The 25,514-nt window shown below is 41.5% G+C and carries 22 protein-coding genes; 13 read left to right on the forward strand and 9 right to left on the reverse strand.

All coding sequences use genetic code 11. The features are described 5' to 3' along the window. Positions 1 to 40: 40 nt before the first annotated feature. Together V7K61_RS26950 and V7K61_RS26955 are read right to left on the reverse strand one after the other, a co-directional pair. Positions 41 to 430 (reverse strand): PPC domain-containing protein, encoded by a 390-nt coding sequence (locus V7K61_RS26950; protein WP_335058357.1) that lies wholly within the window; start codon positions 428 to 430, stop codon positions 41 to 43. A gap of 31 nt (positions 431 to 461) precedes the next feature. Then, the gene (locus tag V7K61_RS26955; protein ID WP_335058177.1) at positions 462 to 2,279 is read right to left on the reverse strand and encodes a calcium-binding protein; all 1,818 of its coding nucleotides are present in this window, start codon (positions 2,277 to 2,279) and stop codon (positions 462 to 464) included. A gap of 1,171 nt (positions 2,280 to 3,450) precedes the next feature. Between V7K61_RS26955 and V7K61_RS26960 the strand changes: the two genes are divergently transcribed. After that, the gene (locus tag V7K61_RS26960) at positions 3,451 to 3,867 is read left to right on the forward strand and encodes a ribosomal maturation YjgA family protein (RefSeq protein ID WP_335058179.1); all 417 of its coding nucleotides are present in this window, start codon (positions 3,451 to 3,453) and stop codon (positions 3,865 to 3,867) included. Next, positions 3,845 to 4,072 carry a DUF167 domain-containing protein gene (locus V7K61_RS26965; RefSeq protein WP_335058181.1) on the forward strand — a complete coding sequence of 76 codons (228 nt, stop codon included), beginning with the start codon at positions 3,845 to 3,847 and terminating at the stop codon, positions 4,070 to 4,072. The genes V7K61_RS26960 and V7K61_RS26965 overlap by 23 nt, the downstream gene beginning before the upstream one ends. Positions 4,073 to 4,198: 126 nt before the next feature. Here V7K61_RS26965 and V7K61_RS26970 read toward each other — a convergent pair whose 3' ends face one another. Continuing rightward, positions 4,199 to 4,810, reverse strand: coding sequence for a glutathione S-transferase family protein (locus tag V7K61_RS26970; RefSeq protein ID WP_335058183.1), 612 nt, complete (start codon positions 4,808 to 4,810; stop codon positions 4,199 to 4,201). A 198-nt stretch (positions 4,811 to 5,008) separates the two neighbouring features. Between V7K61_RS26970 and V7K61_RS26975 the strand changes: the two genes are divergently transcribed. The 4 genes from V7K61_RS26975 to V7K61_RS26990 all read left to right on the forward strand — a co-directional run bounded on the left by V7K61_RS26975 (position 5,009) and on the right by V7K61_RS26990 (position 7,497). Beyond that, positions 5,009 to 5,710 (forward strand): SOS response-associated peptidase, encoded by a 702-nt coding sequence (locus V7K61_RS26975; protein ID WP_335058359.1) that lies wholly within the window; start codon positions 5,009 to 5,011, stop codon positions 5,708 to 5,710. A 207-nt stretch (positions 5,711 to 5,917) separates the two neighbouring features. Next, the gene (locus tag V7K61_RS26980; protein ID WP_335058361.1) at positions 5,918 to 6,439 is read left to right on the forward strand and encodes a photosystem I assembly protein Ycf3; all 522 of its coding nucleotides are present in this window, start codon (positions 5,918 to 5,920) and stop codon (positions 6,437 to 6,439) included. Positions 6,440 to 6,553: 114 nt separating this feature from the next. Continuing rightward, entirely contained in the window at positions 6,554 to 6,844 is a 291-nt protein-coding gene (gene gatC / locus V7K61_RS26985) for an Asp-tRNA(Asn)/Glu-tRNA(Gln) amidotransferase subunit GatC (RefSeq protein WP_335058185.1), read from the forward strand. Between the two features lie 392 nt (positions 6,845 to 7,236). Further along, entirely contained in the window at positions 7,237 to 7,497 is a 261-nt protein-coding gene (locus V7K61_RS26990) for a MoaD/ThiS family protein (RefSeq protein WP_292732168.1), read from the forward strand. Between the two features lie 116 nt (positions 7,498 to 7,613). Here V7K61_RS26990 and V7K61_RS26995 read toward each other — a convergent pair whose 3' ends face one another. The 3 genes from V7K61_RS26995 to V7K61_RS27005 all read right to left on the reverse strand — a co-directional run bounded on the left by V7K61_RS26995 (position 7,614) and on the right by V7K61_RS27005 (position 11,998). After that, a complete protein-coding gene (locus tag V7K61_RS26995; protein ID WP_335058187.1) occupies positions 7,614 to 8,471 on the reverse strand; it encodes a lysophospholipid acyltransferase family protein in 858 nt (285 codons plus the stop codon). Positions 8,472 to 8,743: 272 nt separating this feature from the next. After that, complete coding sequence (locus V7K61_RS27000) at positions 8,744 to 9,226, reverse strand: hypothetical protein (protein ID WP_335058189.1); 483 nt, start codon at positions 9,224 to 9,226, stop codon at positions 8,744 to 8,746. A 234-nt stretch (positions 9,227 to 9,460) separates the two neighbouring features. Next, entirely contained in the window at positions 9,461 to 11,998 is a 2,538-nt protein-coding gene (locus V7K61_RS27005; protein ID WP_335058191.1) for a calcium-binding protein, read from the reverse strand. 471 nt (positions 11,999 to 12,469) lie between these two features. Here V7K61_RS27005 and V7K61_RS27010 point away from each other — a divergent pair, with 471 nt between their 5' ends. Next, a complete protein-coding gene (locus V7K61_RS27010; RefSeq protein WP_335058193.1) occupies positions 12,470 to 13,114 on the forward strand; it encodes a transposase in 645 nt (214 codons plus the stop codon). A 159-nt stretch (positions 13,115 to 13,273) separates the two neighbouring features. After that, complete coding sequence (locus tag V7K61_RS27015) at positions 13,274 to 13,447, forward strand: hypothetical protein (RefSeq protein WP_335058373.1); 174 nt, start codon at positions 13,274 to 13,276, stop codon at positions 13,445 to 13,447. Between the two features lie 123 nt (positions 13,448 to 13,570). On the opposite strand, the gene V7K61_RS27020 is transcribed toward V7K61_RS27015, so the two are convergent. Continuing rightward, the gene (locus V7K61_RS27020; protein WP_335058195.1) at positions 13,571 to 15,007 is read right to left on the reverse strand and encodes a carotenoid oxygenase family protein; all 1,437 of its coding nucleotides are present in this window, start codon (positions 15,005 to 15,007) and stop codon (positions 13,571 to 13,573) included. A 196-nt stretch (positions 15,008 to 15,203) separates the two neighbouring features. Here V7K61_RS27020 and V7K61_RS27025 point away from each other — a divergent pair, with 196 nt between their 5' ends. The 3 genes from V7K61_RS27025 (at position 15,204) to V7K61_RS27035 (ending at position 20,712) form a co-directional block, all read left to right on the forward strand. Further along, on the forward strand, positions 15,204 to 16,751 hold the full coding sequence (locus V7K61_RS27025) for a YcjF family protein (RefSeq protein WP_335058197.1): 1,548 nt from the start codon (positions 15,204 to 15,206) through the stop codon (positions 16,749 to 16,751). A 149-nt stretch (positions 16,752 to 16,900) separates the two neighbouring features. Next, on the forward strand, positions 16,901 to 18,577 hold the full coding sequence (locus V7K61_RS27030) for an alpha/beta hydrolase (RefSeq protein ID WP_335058198.1): 1,677 nt from the start codon (positions 16,901 to 16,903) through the stop codon (positions 18,575 to 18,577). Positions 18,578 to 18,960: 383 nt separating this feature from the next. Then, the gene (locus V7K61_RS27035) at positions 18,961 to 20,712 is read left to right on the forward strand and encodes a serine/threonine-protein kinase (RefSeq protein ID WP_335058199.1); all 1,752 of its coding nucleotides are present in this window, start codon (positions 18,961 to 18,963) and stop codon (positions 20,710 to 20,712) included. A gap of 93 nt (positions 20,713 to 20,805) precedes the next feature. Here the strand turns inward: V7K61_RS27035 and V7K61_RS27040 are convergent, their stop codons facing one another. Beyond that, positions 20,806 to 21,546, reverse strand: a complete 741-nt coding sequence (locus V7K61_RS27040; protein ID WP_335058201.1) for an SDR family oxidoreductase — start codon at positions 21,544 to 21,546, stop codon at positions 20,806 to 20,808. Positions 21,547 to 21,750: 204 nt separating this feature from the next. Between V7K61_RS27040 and V7K61_RS27045 the strand changes: the two genes are divergently transcribed. Continuing rightward, positions 21,751 to 22,707: an aldo/keto reductase gene (locus tag V7K61_RS27045; RefSeq protein ID WP_335058203.1), complete on the forward strand. Its 957-nt coding sequence runs from the start codon at positions 21,751 to 21,753 to the stop codon at positions 22,705 to 22,707. 59 nt (positions 22,708 to 22,766) lie between these two features. Here the strand turns inward: V7K61_RS27045 and V7K61_RS27050 are convergent, their stop codons facing one another. Beyond that, entirely contained in the window at positions 22,767 to 23,423 is a 657-nt protein-coding gene (locus V7K61_RS27050) for a class I SAM-dependent methyltransferase (protein WP_335058205.1), read from the reverse strand. Positions 23,424 to 24,080: 657 nt separating this feature from the next. Here V7K61_RS27050 and V7K61_RS27055 point away from each other — a divergent pair. Further along, positions 24,081 to 25,163 (forward strand): peptidoglycan-binding domain-containing protein, encoded by a 1,083-nt coding sequence (locus V7K61_RS27055; RefSeq protein WP_335058208.1) that lies wholly within the window; start codon positions 24,081 to 24,083, stop codon positions 25,161 to 25,163. Positions 25,164 to 25,514: the final 351 nt, after the last annotated feature.

Consider the following 25,514-nt stretch of genomic DNA (forward strand, 5'->3'; position numbering starts at 1 on the left):
TGCCTTCTGATATTAGTACTTTCTTAAGTTGGCAAAGTTTTTATGCAAAACTGACTCCTAGTGTATAAGAAAAATCAGGATTAGAACTGCTACCAGAGAAAGTTCCGCCATCTTCAGGCAATAAAGCATATTTACTCACTGAAATGTAGTACGTACCTGCACTCAGGGAACGGGTAATTAATGACGAATTGCTACCGCCACTGTCGTCGTTTGTTTCCAGTAAAGTCCCAATCCCAGTATCGTCAAACAATCCGAGAACTGTATCTCCCGATGTCACTGTCTTAATAGTCACAGTTCCTGGATTTGCTAAAGAAAATTTAAAAAAGTCTAAATCGCGATCGTCTCCCAGTTGAACTGTGGCAATCTGGGCTGAAAGATTAATGTTTGAGCCTGATGATAAGCAACCTAACCCTTCAGGGCTGGCAAGTATATTGTTTGTACTTTATCCAGTATTTTTCCGCTCATAGAAAAGTGAAGCTGTCACTATCAAGTGTGAGACCCACTACCCCCTGCACAATACCGATGATCTCATCTTGCTCTGCTCCCAGTTTGTCTAAAAATATTCGTGTGTTGCTTCCAACAACTTGCAAGCGGTAATCCTGCGAAAATCCGTTGAGTTCAATTCGGTCTTGGCTAGAGTTGAAGTCAGTAATAAAAGCCAAGTCTCCAAAACCAGGATTCGTAGTATTGTTATCGTCGTAGAAAATATTTACAGCGTCCCCCAGAATAAATCTATCTGCCCCAGTCCCGCCAGTTAAGGTATCAGTTTCCCCTAATCCAGGTGGAAGCGGACTACCAGGAAAAGTACCGATGAGGATATCGTTTCCAGATCCCCCATTGAGTATTTCATTGCCCGGCCCGCCTTGTAGGCTATCATTGCCGTCCTCACCATTGAGGATATCATTGCCATTATTACCGTCTAGGGTATCATCGCCTGCTCTTCCATTTATAGTGTTATCAGAAGTATTACCAAAAATAAAGTTGTTAAAACTGTTACCTATCCCGGTAATGTTGCCACCTTCCCTCAGCCTCAGGTTCTCCAGATTGGCTCCTAGTGTATAGTTGACAGAAGACCGGACGGTATCTATGCCTGAATTCGCAGTCTCTGTAATGGTATCAAGAGTAGTGTCAACAATGTAAGTATCGTCACCTGCTCCTCCATTCAAAGTGTCAATACCTACACCACCATCAAGTGTGTCATTGCCATTATTACCGGATAATCGGTTATTTTGGTTGTCACCAGCAATGCTGTCATTTCCATTTGTGCCGATGACATTATCAAAGTTAACTGCGGTAAATGACAATGTTCCTAAACCAGGAACGTTATTAGCAGCTAAACTTTGGGTTTGCAGGTTAACGGCGATAGATACCCCAGCCAAAGATTGAGATGCATCAATGGTATTGTTGGCAACCTTAGAATTAGCAATAACCTTTTCTACTTTAAAGAGTAGGTCTTTTCCCAATCCCCCAGCTTTTTGAATAGTTCCAACACCTGATAAGGTAATAGTTTGACCGAGTTGAGTGTAGTCTGCGGTATCAATGCCGTCTCCACCATCAATGTTGTCGTTACCCTGACTGCCTTTAAAGGTGTCACTGCCTGCACCACCTTTTAAAGTGTCATTTCCTACACCCCCATCAAGTGTATCATTGCCATTATTACCGGATAATTGGTTATTTTGGTTATCGCCAACAATGATGTCATTTGCATTTGTGCCGATGACATTATCAAAGTTGACTGCGGTAAATGACAATGTTCCTAAACCAGGAACCTTATTGGCAGCTAAACTTTGGGTTTGCAGGTTAGCGGTAATAAATACCCCAGGCAAAGATTGGGATGCATCGATGGTGTTGTTGGCAACATTAGGATTAGCAATAACCTTTTCGACTTTAAAGAGTAGGTCTTTTCCCAATCCCCCAGCTTTTTGAATAGTTCCAACACCTGATAAGGTAATAGTTTGACCGAGTTGAGTGTAGTCTGCGGTATCAATGCCGTCTCCACCATCAATGTTGTCGTTACCCTGACTGCCTTTAAAGGTGTCACTGCCTGCACCACCTTTTAAAGTGTCGTTTCCTGTGCCTCCATCAAGTGTATCATTGCCATCTCCACCACTGAGACTGTCGTTCGCCGTGCCACCTGCGAGGGAATCGTTACCAGCCAAGCCATTCAAGATATCGTTACCGGAGGCACTATTGGCGTTACCACCACTAGCCCAACCAACTATGGTGTCATTTCCCAAACTGCCATTTATCGTGTCAGGATTTGTAGTACCGAAAGCCATATTATCTCTCCTAAATTTCTCACTAAATATGTAAGTTCAGCATCAATCAAAGAACTATTGATCGGTTCAATGTAGATTACTTTTAATTTGCATAATCTCATGTTAAAAAACATTAACTATTTAGTTAGGAACTTCTCAAGAAAAAATATCCAACTACTTACTGTGGGCTGACCAAAAAAGCCAGTCTTTTGTTGTAAGCGAAACGCTTACTCTACAAAATAAGATAATTTATTTTCTGAAAATCCATTAATTGATTACGCAAAATATTAAGTAATTAGGTAAAATATTTTGGTTTTTCCCCAACTTTTTGAACCCATGCTGTAATTATGTAATTATCATGAAGTATAAGGTTACAGGAACTATTTTTATCAAATCTTAAAAAACCTTAATAAATCTGATTTATAATAAATTGATATATGTTTGTAAACCTGAAATTAAATATTTTGTAAAATCTACTGATTTGTTTGGTTAATGTTGATGTTGCCAGCTTTTTAGCTTGATGGCGTTTGTCATGAAGTTAGGTTTAAATATCATTTTTTTGTTAAAAAACTATTATGTTTAATTACAAAATAATATTTATCTATGCTGTGGAATGATAAATATGAATATTTAGTTATATATTGCTTCCTTATATATCAATACATCCAAACTCTGTATTTGGAGCAATAACCTATAGGAATCCGGTTTGATTTCTGAAAAAAATTAAGTATTTGTAGGGTGCGTTATGACTTTAGTCTAACGCACCAAACCCTTGAAAATGGTGCGTTACGCTTCGCGATAACACACCCTACGTGTTGTTCAAAAATCAAATAGTAATACTATAGTAATCCTATATGTAGGATTGAAAGGGGAATGAAGCCAAACCAGAGCGCGTAAATTGGGGACTATTGAAAATTTGAATGGCGATTCAGACCCTAACCAAATTTTACTTATATTGTCTTCCCTAGTACCCAAACGAGACTTATAAACCTCATCTATGTTGAAATCTAGAGTTTTTTAAAAGATATATTTATGTAGGTTGGGTGGAGTGAAACGCAACCCAACATTACCACCAAATTTTATCTTGGGTTACGCTATCGCTGCACCCAACCGACAAAACTACGGTTCTCAAGGTAGATGAGGTTTAGTCGTTCTGTTGCTAAAATATTGCATAGTCTCTAGTCTATAGAAAATGCTTCGATACCGTAACCAAACAATATTTATTCTTATTTCTGTACTCATCGTTGTACCGATGGGATTTTTGTTTAAGTATTATAATGGGCCTGCGCATCACTGGTTTAATGACTACGGAGCAGCTGTATTTTACGAAATATTTTGGTGTCTGTTTGCATTTTGGTTTTTCAGAAGTCGAGCAGCGGTAATCCAAATTCCTATATGGGTTTTTATCATCACCTGTATACTAGAATTATTGCAACTTTGGCATCCGCCACTATTAGAGCAAATTCGCGCTACATTGATAGGTAAATTGTTACTTGGTACGACCTTTGTTTGGTGGGATTTTCCTCATTATTTATTGGGTTCTGTTTTAGGTTGGTTGTGGCTACGACAATTACACGGAATTGGTTATGCAAAAAACAGTCAAGGTTAAACCTAATTCAAAACAGCAAAGAATTGAAGAACAACCCGATGGTAGTCTGACTGTTTATTTAAAATCGCCCCCAGTTGATGGTAAGGCTAATGAAGAGTTAATTAAACTACTAGCAGATAAATTTGATGTGCCCAAGTCTTATATCAGAATTAAGTCAGGTTTCTCCTCTCGGCAAAAGCTGATGGAAATTGATACGAATACCTAACTGCTGCTTAATAATATATTTTGTGAAGACTTTGTTTGCTGCCTTCTGAATGTGAGCTACATTCTACCCAGTACATTCTCTACTAGAGATAAGAAACGAGAGATAGAAACTTGCAAAATCTAATTTTTATGCCTGTGTAATACTGATATACCTTGGTTGAGTTTTGACTCTTTCTATCCAAGTTTGGATAGCAGGATATTGTGTTAAATCAAACCCACCTTCATCAGCTACATGAGTGTAAGCGAACAAAGCGATATCAGCAATCGTGTAACGTTCTCCCACAAAAAAATCTTGAGAAGTTAAATGTTTATCCATCAAGCTAAGTGCTGCATAACCTGGTTCACGTTTTTGTTTGATAGCTTCACTATCTTCTTCAGTTTTACCTAAAATAGAAATCCAAAATCTTGATGTAGCAATAAAAGGCTCATGGCTATATTGTTCAAAGCATAACCATTGCAGCACCTGCGCTCGTAAAAAGCGGTCATAAGGTAAAAACTCTGTACCTTCACTCAGATAAACCAATATGGCATTTGATTCTGCCAAATATTTCCCTGGCTCGATTTCCAGAACAGGTATCTTACCGTTAGGATTTTTACTTAAAAATTCTGGTGTTCGAGTCTCGCCTTTTAAGATGTTAAGCTCTATTCTCTCAAAAGGCATACCTAGTTGTGTCAATAAAAGACGTATCTTATAACCATGGCCAGAAGGTAAAAAATCGTACAGATGCAGTAGTTCCATGTTAAAATACAGTTAGGAATGTGTTGAGAAGTGAAGGTTCAAAATACAACATTTTACCAAAAGATTTTCCCAAAACCGGATATTTTTTTTGTATTTAGTATCTGAACGTACTACAGGAAATTATTCGAGAAAACAAAAAAAATATTATTTATTTCTAGATTGAGATGTTTTATTTAGTTAATGGTCGAAAAGAAAACTATGTGTGGAAGATTTACTCTAAACCATTCGGCGGCAGGATTATCTGAAGTTTTCCATGTCGAGTCTGTTCCCGATTTGGCAGCGGAATATAACATTGCGCCTACGAAAATGGTGGCGACAGTGTTACAAAATCCTGAAAGCAAAAAGCGGGAATTTAAGCAGTTGCATTGGGGATTAATTCCGTCATGGGCGAAAGATGCAGGAATGGGGGCAAAGCTGATTAATGCTAGGGCAGAAACTGTTGCCGAAAAACCCGCTTTTCGTTCGGCTTTTAAGCACAGACGCTGTTTAGTGCTAGCTGATGGCTTTTATGAGTGGCAACGCCAACAAGGTAAGAAGCAGCCATTTTATTTTCGTCTTCAAGATGGGCAACCCTTCGGTTTTGCAGGTTTGTGGGAGAAATGGCGTTCGCCTGCTAACGAAGAAATAATTTCTTGTACAATTTTGACAACGGCAGCTAACGAATTACTCCAACCCATCCACGAGCGGATGCCAGTGATTCTGGAACCACAAGATTACGATTTATGGCTAGATTCCCAAGTGCAAACAGCCCAAACCTTACAGCAGTTATTGCGTCCCTATCCAGCGCCAGCAATGACTGCATATCCAGTTAGCATCTTGGTAAATAACTCTCGACATAATAGTTCAGAATGTATCGTACCCCTCAGCGAGAAGAATGACCCCGCAAATCAGTTAAATTAGCTATTGAGTGAACTATGGAATTGGGGAGATGAGGGAGCAGGGGATGCAGGGGAAGCAGGGGAAGAAAAACTATTGATTATTGCTCAATACCCAGTCCCCAATACCCAGTCCCCATTACCCCTTATCCCCAGAGGGGGCCCCACCATCCCCAGTCCCAGTCCCAGTCCCCAGTCCCCAATATCCAGTCCCCGATACCCAGAGAGAAATATGCCAAGAACACAAAAGAACGATAATTTTATTGACAAATCCTTTACTGTGATGGCGGATATCATTCTGAAGATCCTGCCAACCAACAAAAAAGCTAAAGAAGCGTTTGTTTATTATCGAGATGGTATGTCGGCCCAAGCGGAAGGGGAATATGCTGAGGCATTGGAATACTATGAAGAAGCTCTAACACTAGAGGAAGATACCAACGATCGCGGCTATATTTTCTATAATATGGGGCTAATTTATGCCAGCAATGGCGACCACAGCAAGGCTTTAGAACTGTATCATCAGGCAATTGAGTTAAACCCACGTATGCCCCAAGCCTTGAATAACATCGCTGTGATTTACCACTATCAAGGCGAAAAAGAAAAAGAAGCTGGAGATAACGAGGCTGGCGAAGCACTTTTTGACCAAGCAGCAGACTATTGGATTCGTGCGATTCGCATGGCCCCCAATAACTACGTCGAAGCTCAAAACTGGCTAAAAACCACTGGGCGATCGCAAATTGACGTATTCTTTTAATCATTAGTCATTAGTTCTTTGTCATTTGCTAAGGACTAATGACCAATGACCAATGACAAATGACCAATACTTCGGCTTCGCTCAGTACAAGTGACCAATGACAAATGACAATTTATGATTGACCAAGAACAAGTTCACAAAGTTGCTAATCTTGCTCGTTTAGAATTGACTCCAGAAGAAGAGAAACAATTCACTACCCAGTTGGGAAGTATTCTGGACTATATCGAACAATTGAATGAACTTGATGTCAGTGATGTGCTGCCAACAACACGTGCAATTGATGTCAGCAACATCACACGAGAGGATGAATTGCAACCCTATCCTGACCGGGAAAGTATTCTCAACGGTGCGCCTGAACAGGAAGGCGAATTTTTCAAAGTGCCAAAAATCCTAAATGCTGAATAGTTAAACAATTTGGGATTTTAGACTTTCCTGCGGAACGCTACGCGAACGACTACGCTCAGTCGAACGATTTGCAATTTTAGATTGACGCTAGCGCAGCGTAAAGCCTTCTCTTCTCACAAAGTGAGACGCTATGCGTAACTTGCTTCCACAAAATGGTACGAGAGGCTTGTCTGCGACACTTGCAGGAGTAAGCCAACGGCCTAGCAACTCTTAGAGATGCTACCGCGTAGCTTGCTTCTCCGTAGTAGTACGCTTAGAGGATGTCCACGTATACTTAAATTTGTTTCACGCACAAGGGGCGGGGAAGCAAAACATACATAAGTTATGTTGAACATTTGTTTACATTCTTGGCAACTATTAAAATACTTGCTCGTACTGCCAAAGTATGTTATATGTCTAAATCTGTAATTACTGTTACCGTCAAATTGTTCGCTGCTTATCAAGAAGCCTTTAGGGTTTCGGAACTAGTGCTGGAATTTCCTAATAGTATGCCAGTCAAAGCAGTATGCGATCGCCTCATAGCTGAACACCCTGAACTCTCCCAATGGCGCGATTTAACCCGTTTTGGGATTAATTTGATATTTGTCGAACCAGATACCCTACTACAAGATGGGGATGAGGTTGTGTTGATTCCACCAGTCAGTGGCGGCTAGGAAAACAGTTAGGAGTTAGGAGTTAGGAGTTAGAGTTGGGAGTTGGGAGTTGGGAGTTGGGAGTTAGGAGTTAGGAGTGATAAATTAAAGATTCAAAACTTCTAACTCATAACTATTTAAAGAGAATTGGTCTGAGCCGTTAGCTTTATTAAGTTATCTAACTCTTGCTGCATCTGACTAACAACTAATTCATAACATTCATTGACATAGTAGCGATCGCTAGCTGCTTCACGGCCGTAGCGTTCAAATACAATTGGCGGACAAACCCGCGTATACATGGGCACTGGCAATGGAATATTGGGTAATGGGCCAATTGCTAATCCCCAAGGCAGTCCGAGATAGATTGGAAAAACTTCTGGATCGATACCTAATAGCCAAGGCATCCCCCACTCGTGGAGTTGCTGTACAAATTTGTAGCAGTCAGCGATGACAATGAGTGTATCGTGAGCGCCCCAGGAAATCACAGGCACAATCGGCACGTTTTCCCGTAACGCTAACTTGATAAATCCTTGTCGCCCCGCAAGGTAGATTTTGTTACGTAAATAATGCGGTCGGAAAACATCTTCGGCTCCACCGGGATAAACTAACACACTCGCTCCAGAGCGCAAGGCAGTATAAGCCATTTTCGGATGGGCGATGATTGCTCCAGCCTTGGCGGCCATCTGCGCTAGTGGTGGGCTAACCTGCCAAGCCTTGGGATGCATCAAACCATAAATGGGTTGCTCTACGCCAAATTGTCGGAACCAGTCGTACATCATCATTGCCATGTCGGGTGCCGCGAGTCCCCCATTGTGCGAACCGACAAATAAAACTTTTTGCTGGGGTGGAATATTCTCCCAGCCACTAGTTTGAACTCGGAAATAGTAGTGATACAAAAAGCCAAACAGGGGCATCAGAGATTCTATGAACTTTGGATCTCGCTCATCCAAAGACCAACCGGCTTTTTTGTTTAAGAAATGTTGCTTTTTTGACATCGATGCATTCTAACAGCATTGGCAAAGTTCAAACAATCCCTAGTTTAGATATAACTCAATACGGTTGGGTTAAAGCTAAAACTCTGTATTAAAGTCAATATAGACACATAGGGGTTGATTTTACTTAATTGCGATCGCTTGATCGTTAGATATTTGGTGAAATTAAATATGCGTTATCCATAACCCTTGTAAAGACTTAGCACTGCTACGTCTCTACATTCTTTTTCACTCATATTTCTATAGCCACATCGCGGCGATTAATTTGGTGATATCTATGGAGTAGTTGCTGGTTTTGAACGCTGCTGTTGGTAAAAACCCACAACTTTTTGAAGATATGTAGCAGTAAATCCGCTGTTGCAGCCTGTATAGCTGCCAGTCATCCACCAGCAACCGACGCCACGCACAGCAGCGGTTTCATTATTATTGGTGGCGAGAAATTGCTTGTTAAACTCACGGCGCGTGATGCAAGAAACAACTTGACGTGCCTTCGCGGGGCTATTTTCAAACTGCGTTGGTGTTAATTCTTGTTTGAGACAATATTTCGACCAGCCTTTTAAGGTTTCTGGTTGAACTTGCCATTGGCTGTAAAGTCCATCATTTGCGGTGCCGGTCTGCGGTGCAGCTAGTCGCAACGCCTCTACCATTGCCGCGACTTGGGCATTAGAAACCTGTTGTTGTGCTTGAGCTAACAATGATGACAGTCCAAAGCTGACAATCACTCCGCTAAGTAGTAATGCTATCGGGTTTCTCCTCATGATTTTGGACTTATTTTTAGATACCAATATCTAGGATACTACGTTTTTACACTTAGCAATTATCAAAGACTAGAGTGAATGGACATGGGAAAGAGGACTTGGGGACAAGGGCAAATGGCACTAAGAAAAGCTGTAAACTATGCTATATAAGCATTACAAGTATTGATTCGTTAATAGCAGTGGACGCTTGGCTGCGTAGGCGACTGTTTCGGCTTTTCTTAGTACCATTTGTCTTTAGACTACAGTGATTCCTAGCGTATAAGAACCAGGATCAAAAGAGCCAGAACTGAAAGTTCCGCCATTTTGAGGGAAGTAATCATAATCACTTACTGAAATGGAGTAAGTACCTGCCCCTAGTGAAGCGGTGATTGATTGAGAAGTACTGGAACTCTGTAAGTTCCCAGCACTATTAAATAGGCCGAGAACTGGATAGTTACCACTGTAATTCGGCGTGTTAATAGTCACAGTTCCTGGGTTAGCTAAAGAAAATGTGAAAAAGTCGAAATCAGGATTGTTCCCTGGAAGTCTTGCCAGTTGAGCAGAGGTATTAACTTCTGAACCTGATGTTAAAGTACCTAGCTTCTCAGCAGTGGCTAGTGTGTTGTTTGTCCCTTGTGCAGCATCTTCTTTCTCGTAGAACAGGAAGTCGTCACTATCAAGCTTCAGAGGCGATGCTTGCACAACACCAATGAGTTCATCTAGCTCTCCTGAGTTGTCCAGAAATACCCTTGTATCGGCTCCCACAGTCTGCAAGCGATAGTCTGCCAGTGTTCCTTTGAGCTGGATTGTATCTTCGTTGGAGTTGAAGCCACTGATGGTAGCGTAGTCTGCCAAACCACTATTTCCAATGTTGTTATCGTCATAGAAGACATTAGTAGCATCTCCAAGTAAGAACTGATCTTCCCCAGGCCCTCCAGTTAGGGTATCAACCTCCCCTAATCCAGGAGAATCAGAACCGTTAGTATCAACGCCTATGAGGACATCATTTCCAGGCCCTCCAAGGAGAGTGTCATTGCCGACCCCGCCACGGAGGGTGTCATCGCCTTCTCCTCCTTCGATTTGGTCATTGCCAGCCCCGCCAAACAGGCTGTCATTCCCATTCTCGCCCAATACGAGGTCATTACCTTCCTGACCATCAAGAAAGTCATCACTATCCCCACCAAGCAAGGTGTCATTGCCGCCTCTGCCAAAGAGGGTATCACTGCTGCCTCCTCCAATCAGGGAGTCGTTAAAACTAGAACCAAAGACTTGCTCGATATTGAACAGGACATCATTCCCATCTCCCCCACTGGCAGTTCCAGCGCCAAGGTCAACGGTGACTCCGGCAGTGGCATTTAAATAATCAGCAGTATCAATGCCAGTCCCACCAAAGAGTTGGTCATCCCCGCCTCCACCTTGGAGTTGGTCGTCGCCGTCCCCACCAAGCAGAATGTCATTGCCGCTACCGCCTAGCAGGGTATCATTGCCTTCTCTACTAATGAGAGTGTCACTCCCGTCCTCACCAAAGAGTTGGTCATTGCCAGCCCCACCAAGCAGGATGTCAATGCCGCTACCGCCAAGCAGGGAGTCATCGCCGTACCCGCCATTGATAAAGTCGTCGTTAGCCCCGCCAAGGAGGGTGTCATTGCCGTTATCGCCAAAGAGGCGGTCATTACCAGCCTCACCATTGACAAAGTCATTCCCGTCCCCAGCACTGATGAAGAAGTCATTGCCAGCTCCGCCAAGGATGGTGTCATTGAACCTAGAACCAACGATTCTTTCAATCTCCAACAGGACATCATTCCTGCCCTGCCCTGTAGCGGTTCCAGTGGCAAGGTTAATCGTGACTCCGGCAGTGGCACTGAAATAATCAGCAGTATCAACACCAACTCCACCCAAGAGTTGGTTATTGCCAGTCCCACCACGCAAGGTGTCATCGCCAGCCCCACCACGGACAATATTGTTGCCTTCCTCGCCATCCAGCAGGTCATTGCCAACTCCACCATCAAGCAGGTCATTGCCACCTCTACCAAAGAGGTTGTCATTACCGCGCCCGCCAGTTAGGGAATCGTTGAAACCAGAACCAAAGACTTGTTCGATATTAAACAGGACATCATTCCCTGCCCCACCACTGGCGGTTCCAGTCGCCAGGTTGACGGTGACACCGGCAGTGCTATTTGAATAGTCAGCAGTATCATTGCCACTCCCACCAAAGATTTTGTCATCCCCGTCCCCTCCTTCTAGTCGGTCATGGCCAGCCCCGCCAAGGATGGTGTCATCGCCAGCCTGACCAGTCAAGTTGTCATTGCCATCCTCACCATCAACCTGGTCATCGCCAGCCCCGCCAAGAAGGGTGTCAAACCCTTCCCCGCCAAAGAGTTGGTCGTTACCGTCTTCTCCAGCGAGTCGGTCATTTCCGTCCCCACCTTCGAGAAGGTCATTGCCAGATCCAGCAAGGAAAGCATCATTACCGAACCCACCAAGCAGGGTGTCGTCACCGCCTTTGCCAAGGAGTTGATCGTCATCCTGCTCGCCATCGAGAAGGTCATTGCCAGAGCCACCAAGGAGGACATCATCGCCTAACCCACCAAGCAGGGTGTTCTCGCCGTCCTCACCATTGAGAAGGTCATTGCCGTCCTCGCCATTAAGCGAGTCATTGCCAGCCCCACCCAAGAGGTCATCATTGCCGCCCCGACCAAAGAGGTTATCATCACCGCCCTGACCAAGGATAGCGTCATTCTCAAACGTGCCAATTAGAGTGTTATTCTGGTTGTCTCCAATAATGTCTGCCATATCAATCCCCTCGGTTATAAGTTTGATTCAGAGATATTCGCTGGCAAAGATGTCATCTATGAGTAGCCCTGCCAGCCGGGAGAAACTCTAGATAGGTATGTTCAATTTAAAAGTTACAATGAAAACTACAAGAAGAATGTGAGGATCTTGTGAAGAAATACCTTAGCAGAAAAAGAGGTAGAAGTTCCTTCTTTTCGAGACGCTCCGCGAACAAGTGATACAAGCGGATATTGTCTGCGCCAGAGCAAGGCTTCCAGAGAGATTATTAGAAAAAAAAACTGTTCAACTCCTCAGTACAAAATCTACAAGATAAAGTGACAGAAGAACATTTATGGTGTGGTCGCAATATCAAAGTAATAAATGGGTCAACAGTGTCTATGCCGGACACCGTAGAAAACCAAAAACAATATCCAAAGGCCAAGTAGTCAAAAGCCCGGATGTGGGTTTCCAATTGGTGTGATATTTAGTTTGGTGACAGGAGCCGCCGTTGCTTTATTCATAGACGTTTTGAACACTCATGATATTAAATTAGCAAGAAAACTGTACAGTTCTCTTAAACCCAATGATGTGCTTATAGGAGATAGAGGTTTTTGTGCTTACGCCGATATGTTTACTATCAAAAAGCTTGATTTTGATGCTGTATTTCGTAAGCATCAATCTCGTACAACAACTATGCCAAAAGGTATGCCAAAAGGTAAAATTGTTGGAGATTGTGACAAATTAGTTACTTGGTATAAGCCTAGAAGTTGTCCAAAAGGATTGAGTAAAGATGAATTTGATGCTCTACTTCAAACCATAATTGTAAGAGAAATTTACTACTACATCGTTATTCTTGGTTTTCGTACTCAACGAGTTAGTTTAATTACTACTATCTTAGATAAATCAATTTATTCTACTCTCAAAATTGTTGGACTTTACGGTAAATATTGGGATGTTGAACTGGATTTAAAACATATAAAAACTACCTTGGGTATGGATATTCTACGATGTAAAATCCCCTCAATGGTACGCAAAGAAATTTATGTTTATTTGCTTGCTTACAATCTACTTCGTAGCTTAATGTGGTCGGCAGGCACTACTTATACGACTCCTCCTTTGCGCCTATCAAATAGGTGATATCATGTCCGCATAATTAGTTATGATTTCCACAGTCATTGCACCCCACCCCCAACCCCTCCCCGCAAGCGGGGAGGGGAGACAAAGCGCAGCTTTGGCGGGGTGGGATTCTTGAGGTTTAGTAAGTAATCAAGCGGACATGATATGAGATGCTATTGGATGTCCGTGAATGGACTCCGAATTTATCGTACTTTGCTAAAAGTTATTGCTCACAAGGCTGTTCCCGACCGCCCAGGTCGAAGTCAACCACGAGTTCGTAAACGTCGCCCCAAAATTTACCCCTTAATGACAAAACCCCGGCATGAATTACGTAAACAATTACAAACTGCTTAATTGATAAGCTTTTCCGCTTTTCTTAGTGCCATTCGGGACAAGGGCAAAGACTTGTTGCAAGTTCTTACCTGTTGTCACCTTGTCCCCTTGTCTCCCCTACTCCCCTGCTTCTTCCCGAAATTGTTAAGCTGGGTTCCAAGTGCCGTGGAAACTGTGGGGAATAACGCTAGGTAATCCTAGTTTGCAAACTGGTTCTGCATCCAGGCGATCGCTATCAAATACCCAAACTTCACTACTATGAGGATTACCATCGTATACAACGGTTAGAACCCAGCCTTGTTCAGGGTTTTGGGCATCTTGGGCGTGGATGGGTTCTGAAGGATAGCGGTTTTCGCCTAAGTCTGCTTCGGTGAGGGTTTCGGTTTTGTAGTCGAAGCGAGCGATCGCACCGAACCATTCTTTGTCTATATCCCCTCTTTGGGGCATTAATGATACATAAGTATAGCGCCAAGGTTGCCCAACTTGTGACCGCTGCACTACGGGAAATTCACACTTGCGATTGACAACTTCCTGTATTGCGGACACTTTAGCAGTTTGAGGATTGAGGCGGACTTGGCACAATGTTCCTTGAGTTACTGTGTGCGTCTTACCACTTGCGAATTCTCTGAGATACTCATTAGTTTGGTGAAAATCTGCATATCGCACCATGTCCAAAACCACGGAACCGTCTTTATCTTCATAGCCATTGCCAAAATGCCAATTAAACCAAGGATCGGTTTCACCACGACTTACTAAGGATAAGTTTTCGCGATCAAAGATTAACACCTGGGTTCCTAATTGAGGTTCCCACAACAGAGATTCACTAAAGGTAGTCACACCTAGCAAAACTGACAGCATTTTCATCCGCATTGGTGGCATGAAAAACACCAGATACCTTTGAGTTAAAATAAAATCATGTATTATCGAGTAGCGATCTAGCTTAAAAGCAGTTTTTTGGATAATTTTGCCAGTAGTATCGCTTTTGTAGAGATTCAGTTGTACAGAACTGCCGATACTGATTCCAAAGTTAAAAATCTCGCCTGTTTCTGAATCACGCTTGTAATGAGCAGAATAAGGTAATCCGTTATCCAAAGCACCTAAATCATCCAATCCCTTGGTTTCTAAGGTTTGCAAATCAAGGCTGTATGGATTGGTTGCTTCCCATAAAGCCAACAATTTATCAGGTAAGACCAAGACAGAGGTATTCGCTGCATTCTTAATCTGTTGTCCCCAGCGCTTCCAGATGGGCCCTGGCGGATGCATCCCATAGACACCATAAAGAAACCTATCCGCTTGAGTTTCAGCCTGATATTCTGCTGTTTGCACATAGCGATAGACTCCGGTAGCTCCTGCATCTGTGAAATGAACGCCGAGAATTGCCGCGTCTCCATCAAACCAGTGTCCCACGCGTTCGCCACCACGTTCTAGCCGTGCAGGGCCATTGCGGTAAAGTGTCCCACGTAAACCATCTGGGATTTTGCCAGAAATAATTGACAGTTGAGTAAGAGGAAATTCTTTTGCTGGTTCTGCGATCGCACCAGCCCAGGAATTATTTATTGACTTTTTAGTAATAGTATGCATATTAAAATTGAAAGAAATATTGTTGCAATTTTTTAAAGATGCAAAAAATGGAGTAAGCCTTGTTAGTTTATCAAAAAAGCCTGTTTTCCCCCTGCCCCCTGCCCCCTTCCCACTTCCCACTACTCTGGTAAAAAATGCTGAAACTATTAAGATTAGAAGCATCTACCTACTGAATATTTACTAATCTTTCCCAGCCATGCCTCTGTCACGCATAGTAACGCTGATTGTCGGTCTAATTGTCATTTTGGGGCTAGCCCTATGGCTAATTGATTCCCTATCACGCCTCTATTGGCAATTATCCTATTCGCCGTTGCTAGGCAATTTGCTGCTGTTGCTGCTGATTATCCTCATTGGAGCTTTGGTTGCCGCTTTTGTTTATTATGTATTGGTGATTAGAACTGGGGAAAAGCGATCGCGTCGCAACCCGAAGCGGGCGACTGCGGCACAAATTCCGGCTGCTAAATCTGATGCAGCTTCTACAACTCTCCAGGCTGTACGGCAACAGGTAGCCCAAATTCAAGATGAAGTCACACGCCAAGCTTTATTAAGTCGATCGCGAGAGATTGAAGCCAACCTCGCACGGGGTGAAATTCAAGTTGTGGTATTTGGTACGGGGAGTGCAGGCAAAACTTCCCTAGTTAATGCAATTATGGGACGCATGGTTGGTCAGGTGGATGCACCAATGGGTACAACTCAGGTTGGAGAAACCTATTGTCTGCGGTTGAAGGGATTAGAACGTAAGATTTTAATTACAGATACGCCGGGGATTTTAGAAGCGGGGGTGGCGGGAACGGAACGGGAACAGATGGCGCGAGAACTGGCGACAGAAGCAGATTTACTGTTGTTTGTGGTGGACAATGATTTACGACGCTCAGAATATGAGCCGTTGCGGGGGTTGGCAGAAATTGGCAAGCGATCGCTTCTAATTCTCAACAAAACTGATTTATATACAGATGAAGATAAAGAATCCATCCTTGCGAGATTGCGTCAACGGGTACGGGGATTTATTGCTACTAATGATGTGGTAGCGATCGCAGCTAATCCCCAACCTGCACAACTCGAAACTGGCGAAACCTTCCAGCCGGAACCCGATATTGTTCCGTTGCTGCGCCGCACGGCTGCTGTTTTACGAGCTGAGGGTGAAGATTTGGTGGCGGATAATATTCTTTTGCAATCTCTGCGACTGGGAGACGAGGCGCGAAAACTCATTGATGGGCAGCGTCGCCGTCAAGCTGACAAAATCGTGGAACGGTTTCAATGGATTGGTGCTGGTGTGGTATCAGTTACGCCCATACCAGTTGTAGATTTATTGGCAACAGCCGCAGTCAACGCTCAAATGGTTGTGGAAATTGGTAGAGTGTATGGCTGTGAATTGAATATGGAACGAGGACGAGAATTAGCTCTTTCTTTAGCGAAAACCATCGCCAGTTTGGGCATTGTCAAAGGAGCAATTCAATTATTATCTACAGCGTTGCAACTCAATGTTGCCACCTTTATTATTGGTAGAGCAATTCAAGGTGTGACAGCAGCTTATTTAACGCGAATTGCCGGCAAAAGTTTCATTGAATATTTTCGTCATGACCAAGATTGGGGTGATGGGGGAATGACGGAAGTTGTACAGCGACAGTTTCAAATTAATCGCAGAGATGAATTTATTAAAGCTTTTATTCAGGAAGCGATCGCGCGAGTGGTGAAGCCATTACAAGATAAATCTGAGGTAGTTGAGGAAGATACGGAAACTTAGAGGTAGAATATTCTGAGCATAGAAAGGCAATATTTATTTTTGGAAAATTACTAACGTTTTAAAAATATTGGTTCTGCACCTAGCTAAAATGCTGATTTTGGCTACTCCAGGTGGACTAGAAAAGTTTTTTTTAAAAGGAAATAGACCTAATGACCTATCCTGACAATCAGAGTCTGCCAGACAATCAACCGTATAAAATTTACGAATTTAAAAAAAATAATCAGGAAAAAATACCTGGTTATTTAGTAGTTAGTACTGCGAAACTGAACGTTGAGACAGAAGAAGAGAATTCTAATAGGTATTTGTCACCAGTTGCGAATAAAAAGTTTTTTAATATCAATGATGGAGAAGCTGAACCTTCAGCCCAAGACATGATTGAGAAAATTTCTAAAAGTTTGCAATCAAGCCCCGACCCAGAAATCATTATAAATATTCATGGATATAGTTCTACACCATCGGATACAGAGACGGGGTGCAAAAAGATTTATGAATATGTTAATACGCATATTGAACAACCAAATAAGTATATTTTTATCGGATATAGATGGCCATCAGAAAATCCTATAAAAACGGATGAGTCTGGTTCCTTTGGGCAAAAGCTAATCAACGCACTTTCTTCTCTACCAACTTTACTAGCTATTAATTTAGTTTTGGGACTAACAATTAGTATATGGTCGACCATAACTTTATTATTCCTAAATATTTTGAGTAATAGTGCCGTCCACTTTTTCACAGCGATGTTAATTTTATCTGGGATTATATCTTCAATTATCTTGACATTAATTATTCTCAGGATATCTACTTATTTTCGTGATACTTACAGAGCAAGTAATTATGGAACTACAGATTTAGTTGAATTGATCAGACAGTTGGATTACACTGTAAAATTTCCCCCAAATAAGCGTATTAAATTATCTTTTGTTAGTCATAGTATGGGGTGTTTTGTAGTTACAGATGTAATTCGGATTCTCTCTGATGTTTTTGATGTTAAATCTATTAATAAAAAACCTAATTCGGATATCGGCAATGTATTTCGATTGGGCAGACTTGTGCTAGTTGCACCTGATATTCCTGTAGAAAGTATCTTGCCAGGACGTGCTAATTTTCTTCGTTCTTCTTTACGTCGTTGTGAAGAAGCTTATATATTTTGTAATGAAGGAGACCTAGCGTTACGATTTACCTCTACTGCCGCAAATTATTTTAGTTTCCCATCACGAACTCGTATTAGTGGGTACAGGCTTGGTAATATAACAGTTAAACATTTCAACAATAAAAATGATTTAGTGGGTCACACACCCAGATATGGAGTTGTTAATTTACACAAACAAGACTATGGCAAAGGTTACAGACTTGATAATCCTTATAAATATTTAGAAATTCGTTCTTCTAGTAGCGAACATAGAAAACTTGAAGAGATAACTGAGATTTCAGAAGACTTAGTACAACCCGCAGATTTATTTACATATTTTGACTGTACAGATTATAAAGATAACCGGATGAATCAGATCGGAATAGTTAGTTCTGCCATTCAAAAGCCAGCGATAAATTTTGGGAATTATATTTTACTCACCTTGGCATTTATTCGGAAGTCTTTTAACAATAGAGATCCTCAAGGTGTTGATACCCACACGGGCTATTTTGAAGGTGTTTTTAGTCAGAAAGCTATTTATGAATTAGCTTTTTTAGGATTTCAAGGATTTTTGCGATCTTTGTCAATTGAAGGAGGCGAGTCCGAGCAAATTAGCATTTTTTCTCAAAAATGCCACGAAAAGCAAATTCAAGTGATTCTTGCGCCGCAAATATATCAACAAAAGACTCAAGATTAGACAAGAGATTCCTAAGTCAAGGGTAAAGGGTAAAGGTTTTTTCTTTCCCCATTTCTCTCTTGCTCTTTTTGCCGTTTACGTTCTTTCTCTTCCCGTTGCCTTTAGCACTTGCTGGACAATTGCACATTGTAAGGTATTTTTTCTACAAGGCAGCTATTATAAACATCAATCTCCTAGTTAAGAATGTAGCACCGCCAATACTTCGGAAACAAAATACGAGGTATTTGTTTTACTCAAAAAATATTTTTTATAAGCAAAAATACTTAAAAAAATTAACTTGTATTTAAAGTGTCAAAATTCTGATTATTTATTTCTAAAGTATTCCGGAAACAGGAGGGAATGTCAGAAAAACTAGATAAAAGGACTTACTGAGTAACCAGGTCATGACCCACCACATAATCGGTAAATTACTACAAGGGCGTTACCAAGTTGTCCAAAGCCTCGGTGCAGGGGTGTTTGGACAAACATACATTGCTGTAGACGTAGATTATCCAGAGAATCCCAAATGCGTTATTAAGCAAATTAAAGTTAGCAGTTCCGAATCCGGCTACTTGGATATGTTGAGGTTACTGTTTCTGACTGAAACTGAAACCCTCAAGCTTCTGGGAAGTCATGACCAAATTCCTGAATTCATCGCCTGTTTTGAAGAAAACGAGCGATTTTATATAGTGCAAGAGTGTATTGAAGGACATGCGCTGACTGCGGAATTGCCCATCGATCAACATTTCGGGTGTCTGTGGACTGAAAGCGAAGTTGTAGAATTTTTGATAGATGTCTTAAGTATTCTAGAATTTGTCCACTCTCAAGGCGTGATCCATTGCGATATCAAACCGGAAAACTTGATCAGACGTACTGTTGATAACAAGTTAGTTATGATTGACTTTGGCTCAATCCAGTCGATCGATTTTGGCATAGGTGCAGAATTGCCCATTTATAGAATTCCCGTCACTTCATTGGGATACATACCACCAGAACAATTTATTGGTCAAACACAGCCCAATAGTGATATTTATGCTTTGGGTATGATTGCTATCCAGGCTTTAACAGGGCTAGAACCACTACAATTAAAAACCGATCCTTCTACTAATGAAATTTTTTGGCGTTCTCAAAACACGCCAGTTAACGATTATCTAGCTGCTGTTCTCAGCCAAATGATCCGTTATAATCACCAAGACCGCTTTCAGTCTGCGGGTGAAGTACTGCGGGTACTCAAACAAATAATTTGGGAACCTCAGCCATCAGAAACATTAGAGGGAGATTCTCAATTTTCTCTAGAAGTAGCAAAAAATCCTGTGTCTGGAAAATCATCCCCATTATTAACGGGAATGAAAGTAGGATTGGCAGCTAATTCTTTATTGATGGGATTTGGTGTATATTCTTTAGTTAATACTGCACCTGCATATTCAGAAACAGATACATTATATAAAGCAACAAAAGAATATCAAGCAGGGGATTTGGAAGAAGCGATCGCACTCGCTAAATCAATTCCCTCCCACAGCAATGTTTATCCAGAAGCGCAAGCCACAATCGAAGAATGGCAAGAACAATGGCAAGTAGCTGCACAGCAATACGAAATAGCACAACTAGCTTTTCATGAGAGCAGATGGTCAGATGTTCTTCATGCTGCTGCAAAAGTTCCCAAGATTGCATATTGGCAATCTAAAACAGATAAAATAGTTCAGAAAGCATCTGTAAACATTGAAATACAGACGCAAGATTTATTAACAAAAGCTTACGAAAGAGCCGCTGACAAAGATTTTTCTGCTGCCTTACAATATCTACGTCAAATTCCTCAAGAAAGTCATGCGGGTGCTTTAGTTCAAGACAAGTTAGCTGAATACAATCGAAAGCGGCAAATCAGAGCAGCCTACTTTTTACAGAAAGCCTATAAAAAAGCATCTATTGGTGATTTTGATCGGGCTGTAAAATTTCTCAAAAATATTCCCCAAGATACTTTAGTTTATGCTCAAGCTCAAGCCAAATTGAATGAGTATACTCAAAAACAACGGGTGGTTGCTGATAACCAAAAGATAGCTTCTGCAAAAAGAACAAATTTATTCGTCCCTAAAAACTCAGTTACTAAGGTTGAATATCGTCAAGGAGTAAATTACCTGCAAGAAGTTAATATTCGGTAAATTTAGTAATTTGTAATCATGCTCTCTACGAGATGCTGCACGTAGCTGGCGATGGGACAAGGGGAATAACCCATGCCTAATGCCCTCTACTTTTTACCAAGGAACCACACCATTTTCATCAAAAAATCCTCCGCTAGAACCATCATTAGGTAGAGTAGCGAGTCTCACTACTGGAATCGCTCCCTGCTCAACAGTGCGATACCCTTGGTATTGATTAATGTCAGTTGCGGTAAAGCCAGGATCGGCAGCATTGATTTTAATTGGGGTATCTTTAAGTTCGGCAGCCAATAAAACTGTGATTGCATTCACTGCTGTCTTTGATGAGTTATAAGCAAGAAGCTTAAAATCAGCGAATTCATAATTTGGATCGGAGTTCTGGGTTAGAGAACCTAAACCACTTGATAAATTCACTATTCGCCCTGCCTTTGATTTCTTTAAAAGTGGCAACAACGCTTTTGTAACTGCAAATACTCCAAATACATTCGTTTCATAAGTATGTCGTAATGTTTCAATATCAACTTGACTAGGTGGAAGGCGATCGCCATCACTTATTATTCCAGCATTGTTCACAAGGATATCAAGTTTTCCGAATTCGCTCTCGATTTGTTTAGCCGCAGAGTCGATTGTTTTTTGGTCGCTCACATCAAGTTGAATTGTTCGAGCATCGATCTCGCTGAAACGAAGTTTATTCGCCGCTTCTTCACCACGTCTTATATCTCTTGAACCAACAAGAACAGTAGCGCCTCTAGAACCTAGTTGGCGGGCAATCTCATACCCAATACCTTTGTTTGCACCTGTGATCAGCGCAACTTTGCCTTTTAAATCTTCTAACATATTGCTTCTCTATTTTGATCGACACTGACAAATGTTACTATGTTTGAGCAAATTTAGTATACAAGTACTGTGTATCAACACAACATTCAAGAGTGGTTAGCTGTCGTATTTGCACCAGTAGTAATTCACACCTCAGATAGCTGTTGAGAAAATATTTGCAGCGTAAAGTAACAATTGACTCAAAAATTCTTGAAGAAGGTAGATATGCAAACCAAACAGCTTGGCAATTCGGAGCTTAACATTACCCCAATCGGCTTTGGTGCTTGGGCGATTGGTGGCGGTGGATGGGCTTTTGGTTGGGGAGAGCAAAACGATCAAGAATCGATCGCAGCCATCAATCGCGCTCTTGATCTCGGCGTTAATTGGATTGACACCGCAGCTATTTATGGTCTAGGGCATTCTGAAGAGGTTGTTGCTAAAGCACTCAAAGGTCGATCTAGTCGCCCCTACATTTTCACGAAATGCTCAATGATCTGGGATGAAAAGGGCGAAATTGGTCGCAGTCTGAAAGCGGATTCTGTGCGGCGGGAGGTTGAAGCCAGTCTGCGCCGACTAGACGTTGAAACCATCGACCTTTACCAAATCCACTGGCCTAACCCTGACTCAGATATCGAAGAAGGCTGGACAACTTTGGCCAAGCTTAAGGATGAGGGAAAGGTTCGCTATATCGGAGTTTCCAATTTCAATGTCGAACAGTTGAAACGTATTCAGGAGATCGCACCAGTTACGTCATTGCAACCGCCTTATTCACTGGTAAAGCGCGATGTCGAAAAAGAAATTCTGCCTTTTGCTTTGGAAAATAATATAGGTGTGATTGTATATTCACCGATGCAATCTGGCTTACTCACAGGGGCGATTACACCTGAGCGGGTTGCTAATTTCCCAGATGATGATTGGCGCAAAAACAGTAGTGAATTTCAGGAGCCACGTCTATCTCGTAACCTGAAGCTAGTCGAAGTGTTGCAACACATTGGTAAACAACACGATCGCTCCCCAGGTGAAGTTGCGATCGCTTGGACTTTAAATAATCCGGCGGTGACTGCGGCGATCGTTGGCGGACGCAATTCTAAGCAGGTGGAAGGAATCATTGGTGCTGGAGATTTTCGCCTCAATCAGCAAGAACTAAATGATATTGATACTTTCCTGCGCGAGAATCCATAAAATCTCTGGTAGAAAACCTCATAAACCCCACGACTTTAGTCGGGGGTTTATTCATACTTTTATTTTGTCGCTACGCCGATAATATGAGGGCTAACAATTGGTAATTGTGCATCAAATCGCTCATAATGAATGCTACTAAAACCAGCATTTCCTAATGCTATCCAAGTTTCTCTATCTGGATGACAACCATCACCTATCACTTTCCAAATTGGACTAACTGTGTTTTGTATTTGTCGCAATAAACTTCCTTGAGGTGCGGCAACGTGTTCAATAAATAAGAGGCGTCCGCCTGGTTTAAGTACTCTTAAAATTGCCTGTAATGTATAATCTATATTTGGCACAGAGCATAAAACTAATGTACTAACAACAGTATCGATGCTGTTATCTTCGGCATCTAACCATTCAGCATTCCCAATGCGGAGGTCGATGTTTAAACCCAGTTTTTCTGCTTGTTTTTGAAGAGAGGAATGCGTCTGTGAGTTTGACTCGATTCCTATCCAATGGATATCTTTAGGATAGTAGGGTAAGTTAGCGCCTGCTTTGGGGCTAATTTCTAACACTTTACCTTGGAGATTAGCAAAAAGAGAACGTTTGCGATCGCTGACAATTTTATCATATTTACTACTACTTGAAGCCATCATCCAGGCAAAAAAATGTTTACCAAGGTTTGCAAAAATATTATTTTTTGAATCTCCAATAATTTGGTTTACATTCATTATCTACTTCCTAATTTTTGAGCCGATAAATTGGGGTGCTAAACAACCATTTGATAGCCTCAAGGTACAATATTTCGTGTTTGTTGTACCTCACCCATTAGACTCACCTGATAGGATGAATTTAATTAACATATTAGGCGTAGCGACTGACCGTAAGATATCACAGAAAGGACAAAAGGATAGAGGCGTTTATATATACAACGATGAGCGATGCCTACGGCGGGCTTTGCCTACGCTATGGTTATACAATTTTGGGTAATTATAGCCAGAGATTTTTGAATAGCCACTTTGGTTTCATTACCTAACGCAAAGTATCCTCGTCCCAAATCAGAAGTGGCGGATCTTTGACAACAACATGGGCGATGCTTGGGGTTTTTCCTAGCCTACGCAATTTGCTGTGGCTGAGTTCCAGAAAATTTCTGACCACATTTGCCAACAAGTGAAAGAGATAGCTACTTTCTATTTTCAGTATTCGTGATAAAAGCTAATATAACTGCGGATGTTATAATCCAAAGTGGTTGCAAAACAGCGTTGATTGAACTCCAATCGCTCTAATGAAGTACGAGATACCAAATTGGCAGCGATACTAACTTAAATTATACGACGAATAGTGACATAAAAATTAACTGAACACAATTGTTTCATTCAATAAAAACTATGAGCTTTAAACTTCAAGCTTTGCAACTTCCGACTCTCCAGAAAAAATCCGAAGGGCTAATTGTAACTGCTTGGCAGAAATTTCTTTTAGATTATGACTTTCCTATTGCTGCCGTTGATGGTGATTTTGGGAATATTACAACTCAAGCAACTCGTGATTATCAGACTAGTAATGCTTTAACAGTCACGGGAATTGTCGATACTGCTACTTATAAAAAAGCGCTAGAGCAAGGTTTTGCAATTTATTTTGCTATCTATACCAATGCTGGAGAAAAATTATTAACCTATCTCAACTTTGGAGAGAATGAGATCAAAGATTTACAAAAAAGTTTAACAGCGATGGGTCGTTTGAATCCGCCGTTAGTAGCTGATGGAGACTTTGGCCCCAACAGTACAAAAGGACTAGCCGAAACTTATAAAATCAGAGACATCAATTTCCGAGCCGAATTAGCTCAACAGCTTTCTAATACAACAAAAACCAAGCTTGGTATTGATTTGGAGTTGGCTTTAGACAACATAACTGAATACGCCAAAAAATTAAGACAACGACTGAGTGGAAAAGCCTGGGTTAATGTTTTCCCAGACAGCGACTTAATTGATGATTTAGCTTATCCCTTCCGTCAAAAAGTACAAGCTTTTGAGCAAGCCTTAAAAAATGCCGGAGCTAATATTGATATCTCTTCAGTATTCCGCCCCTCGGAACGAGCTTATTTAATGCATTATGCTTTCCGTATTAGTAATAATGAAATTGCTGCCAAAGATGTTCCACCTATGCCTAATGTAGATATTAATTGGCTACATTACACCAATGCTGGTTCTGTCCAAGCTGCTAAAGAAATGGTGTCTGCTTATAATATTGCTTTTCGACCTGTTCTTACCTCTCGTCATACCCAAAGATTAGCAATTGATTGGGAAATTACTTGGTCAGGAACCTTAAATATCAAAAACGCTAGTGGAAGTATAGTTAGTATTAATCAGCCACGAACGAGTTATGAAAATTCTATTTTATGGCAGGTTGGCCGTTCTTACGGTGTGATTAAATTATCTAGCGATCGCCCCCACTGGTCAAATGATGGACATTAATGGCTAGGAGGAACCGCATATATGGAGAACGCTGTTCCAAAGTTCAAAGTGAAATTATTCAAGAAGAATTCAGGAGTGGAGCAAGGAAAGCTCCGCCAAGGCTCCAAAATAACTCTTCGTGGGGGATTTCTATTTGCGTCTCCCAATCTATGCATATTCTTTTAGTACGGTAAACCGTATTTGCTCGTTAGTTCACAAAGATTAATTAAATTGTTAAGTTTAGTTACATAAATAAGTAAAAAAAAGCTGCAAACATTGCTAAATAGGAGAAATTATGAGAAACGGTAGTATACTTGAAGATCCAGAGAAGCTGAACAACTTTGCCTTACCGTTAGCGAGTCTTTTCCCAAG

Origin of the sequence: Nostoc sp. (assembly GCF_036918015.1) — a bacterium.
Classification (GTDB): domain Bacteria; phylum Cyanobacteriota; class Cyanobacteriia; order Cyanobacteriales; family Nostocaceae; genus Nostoc.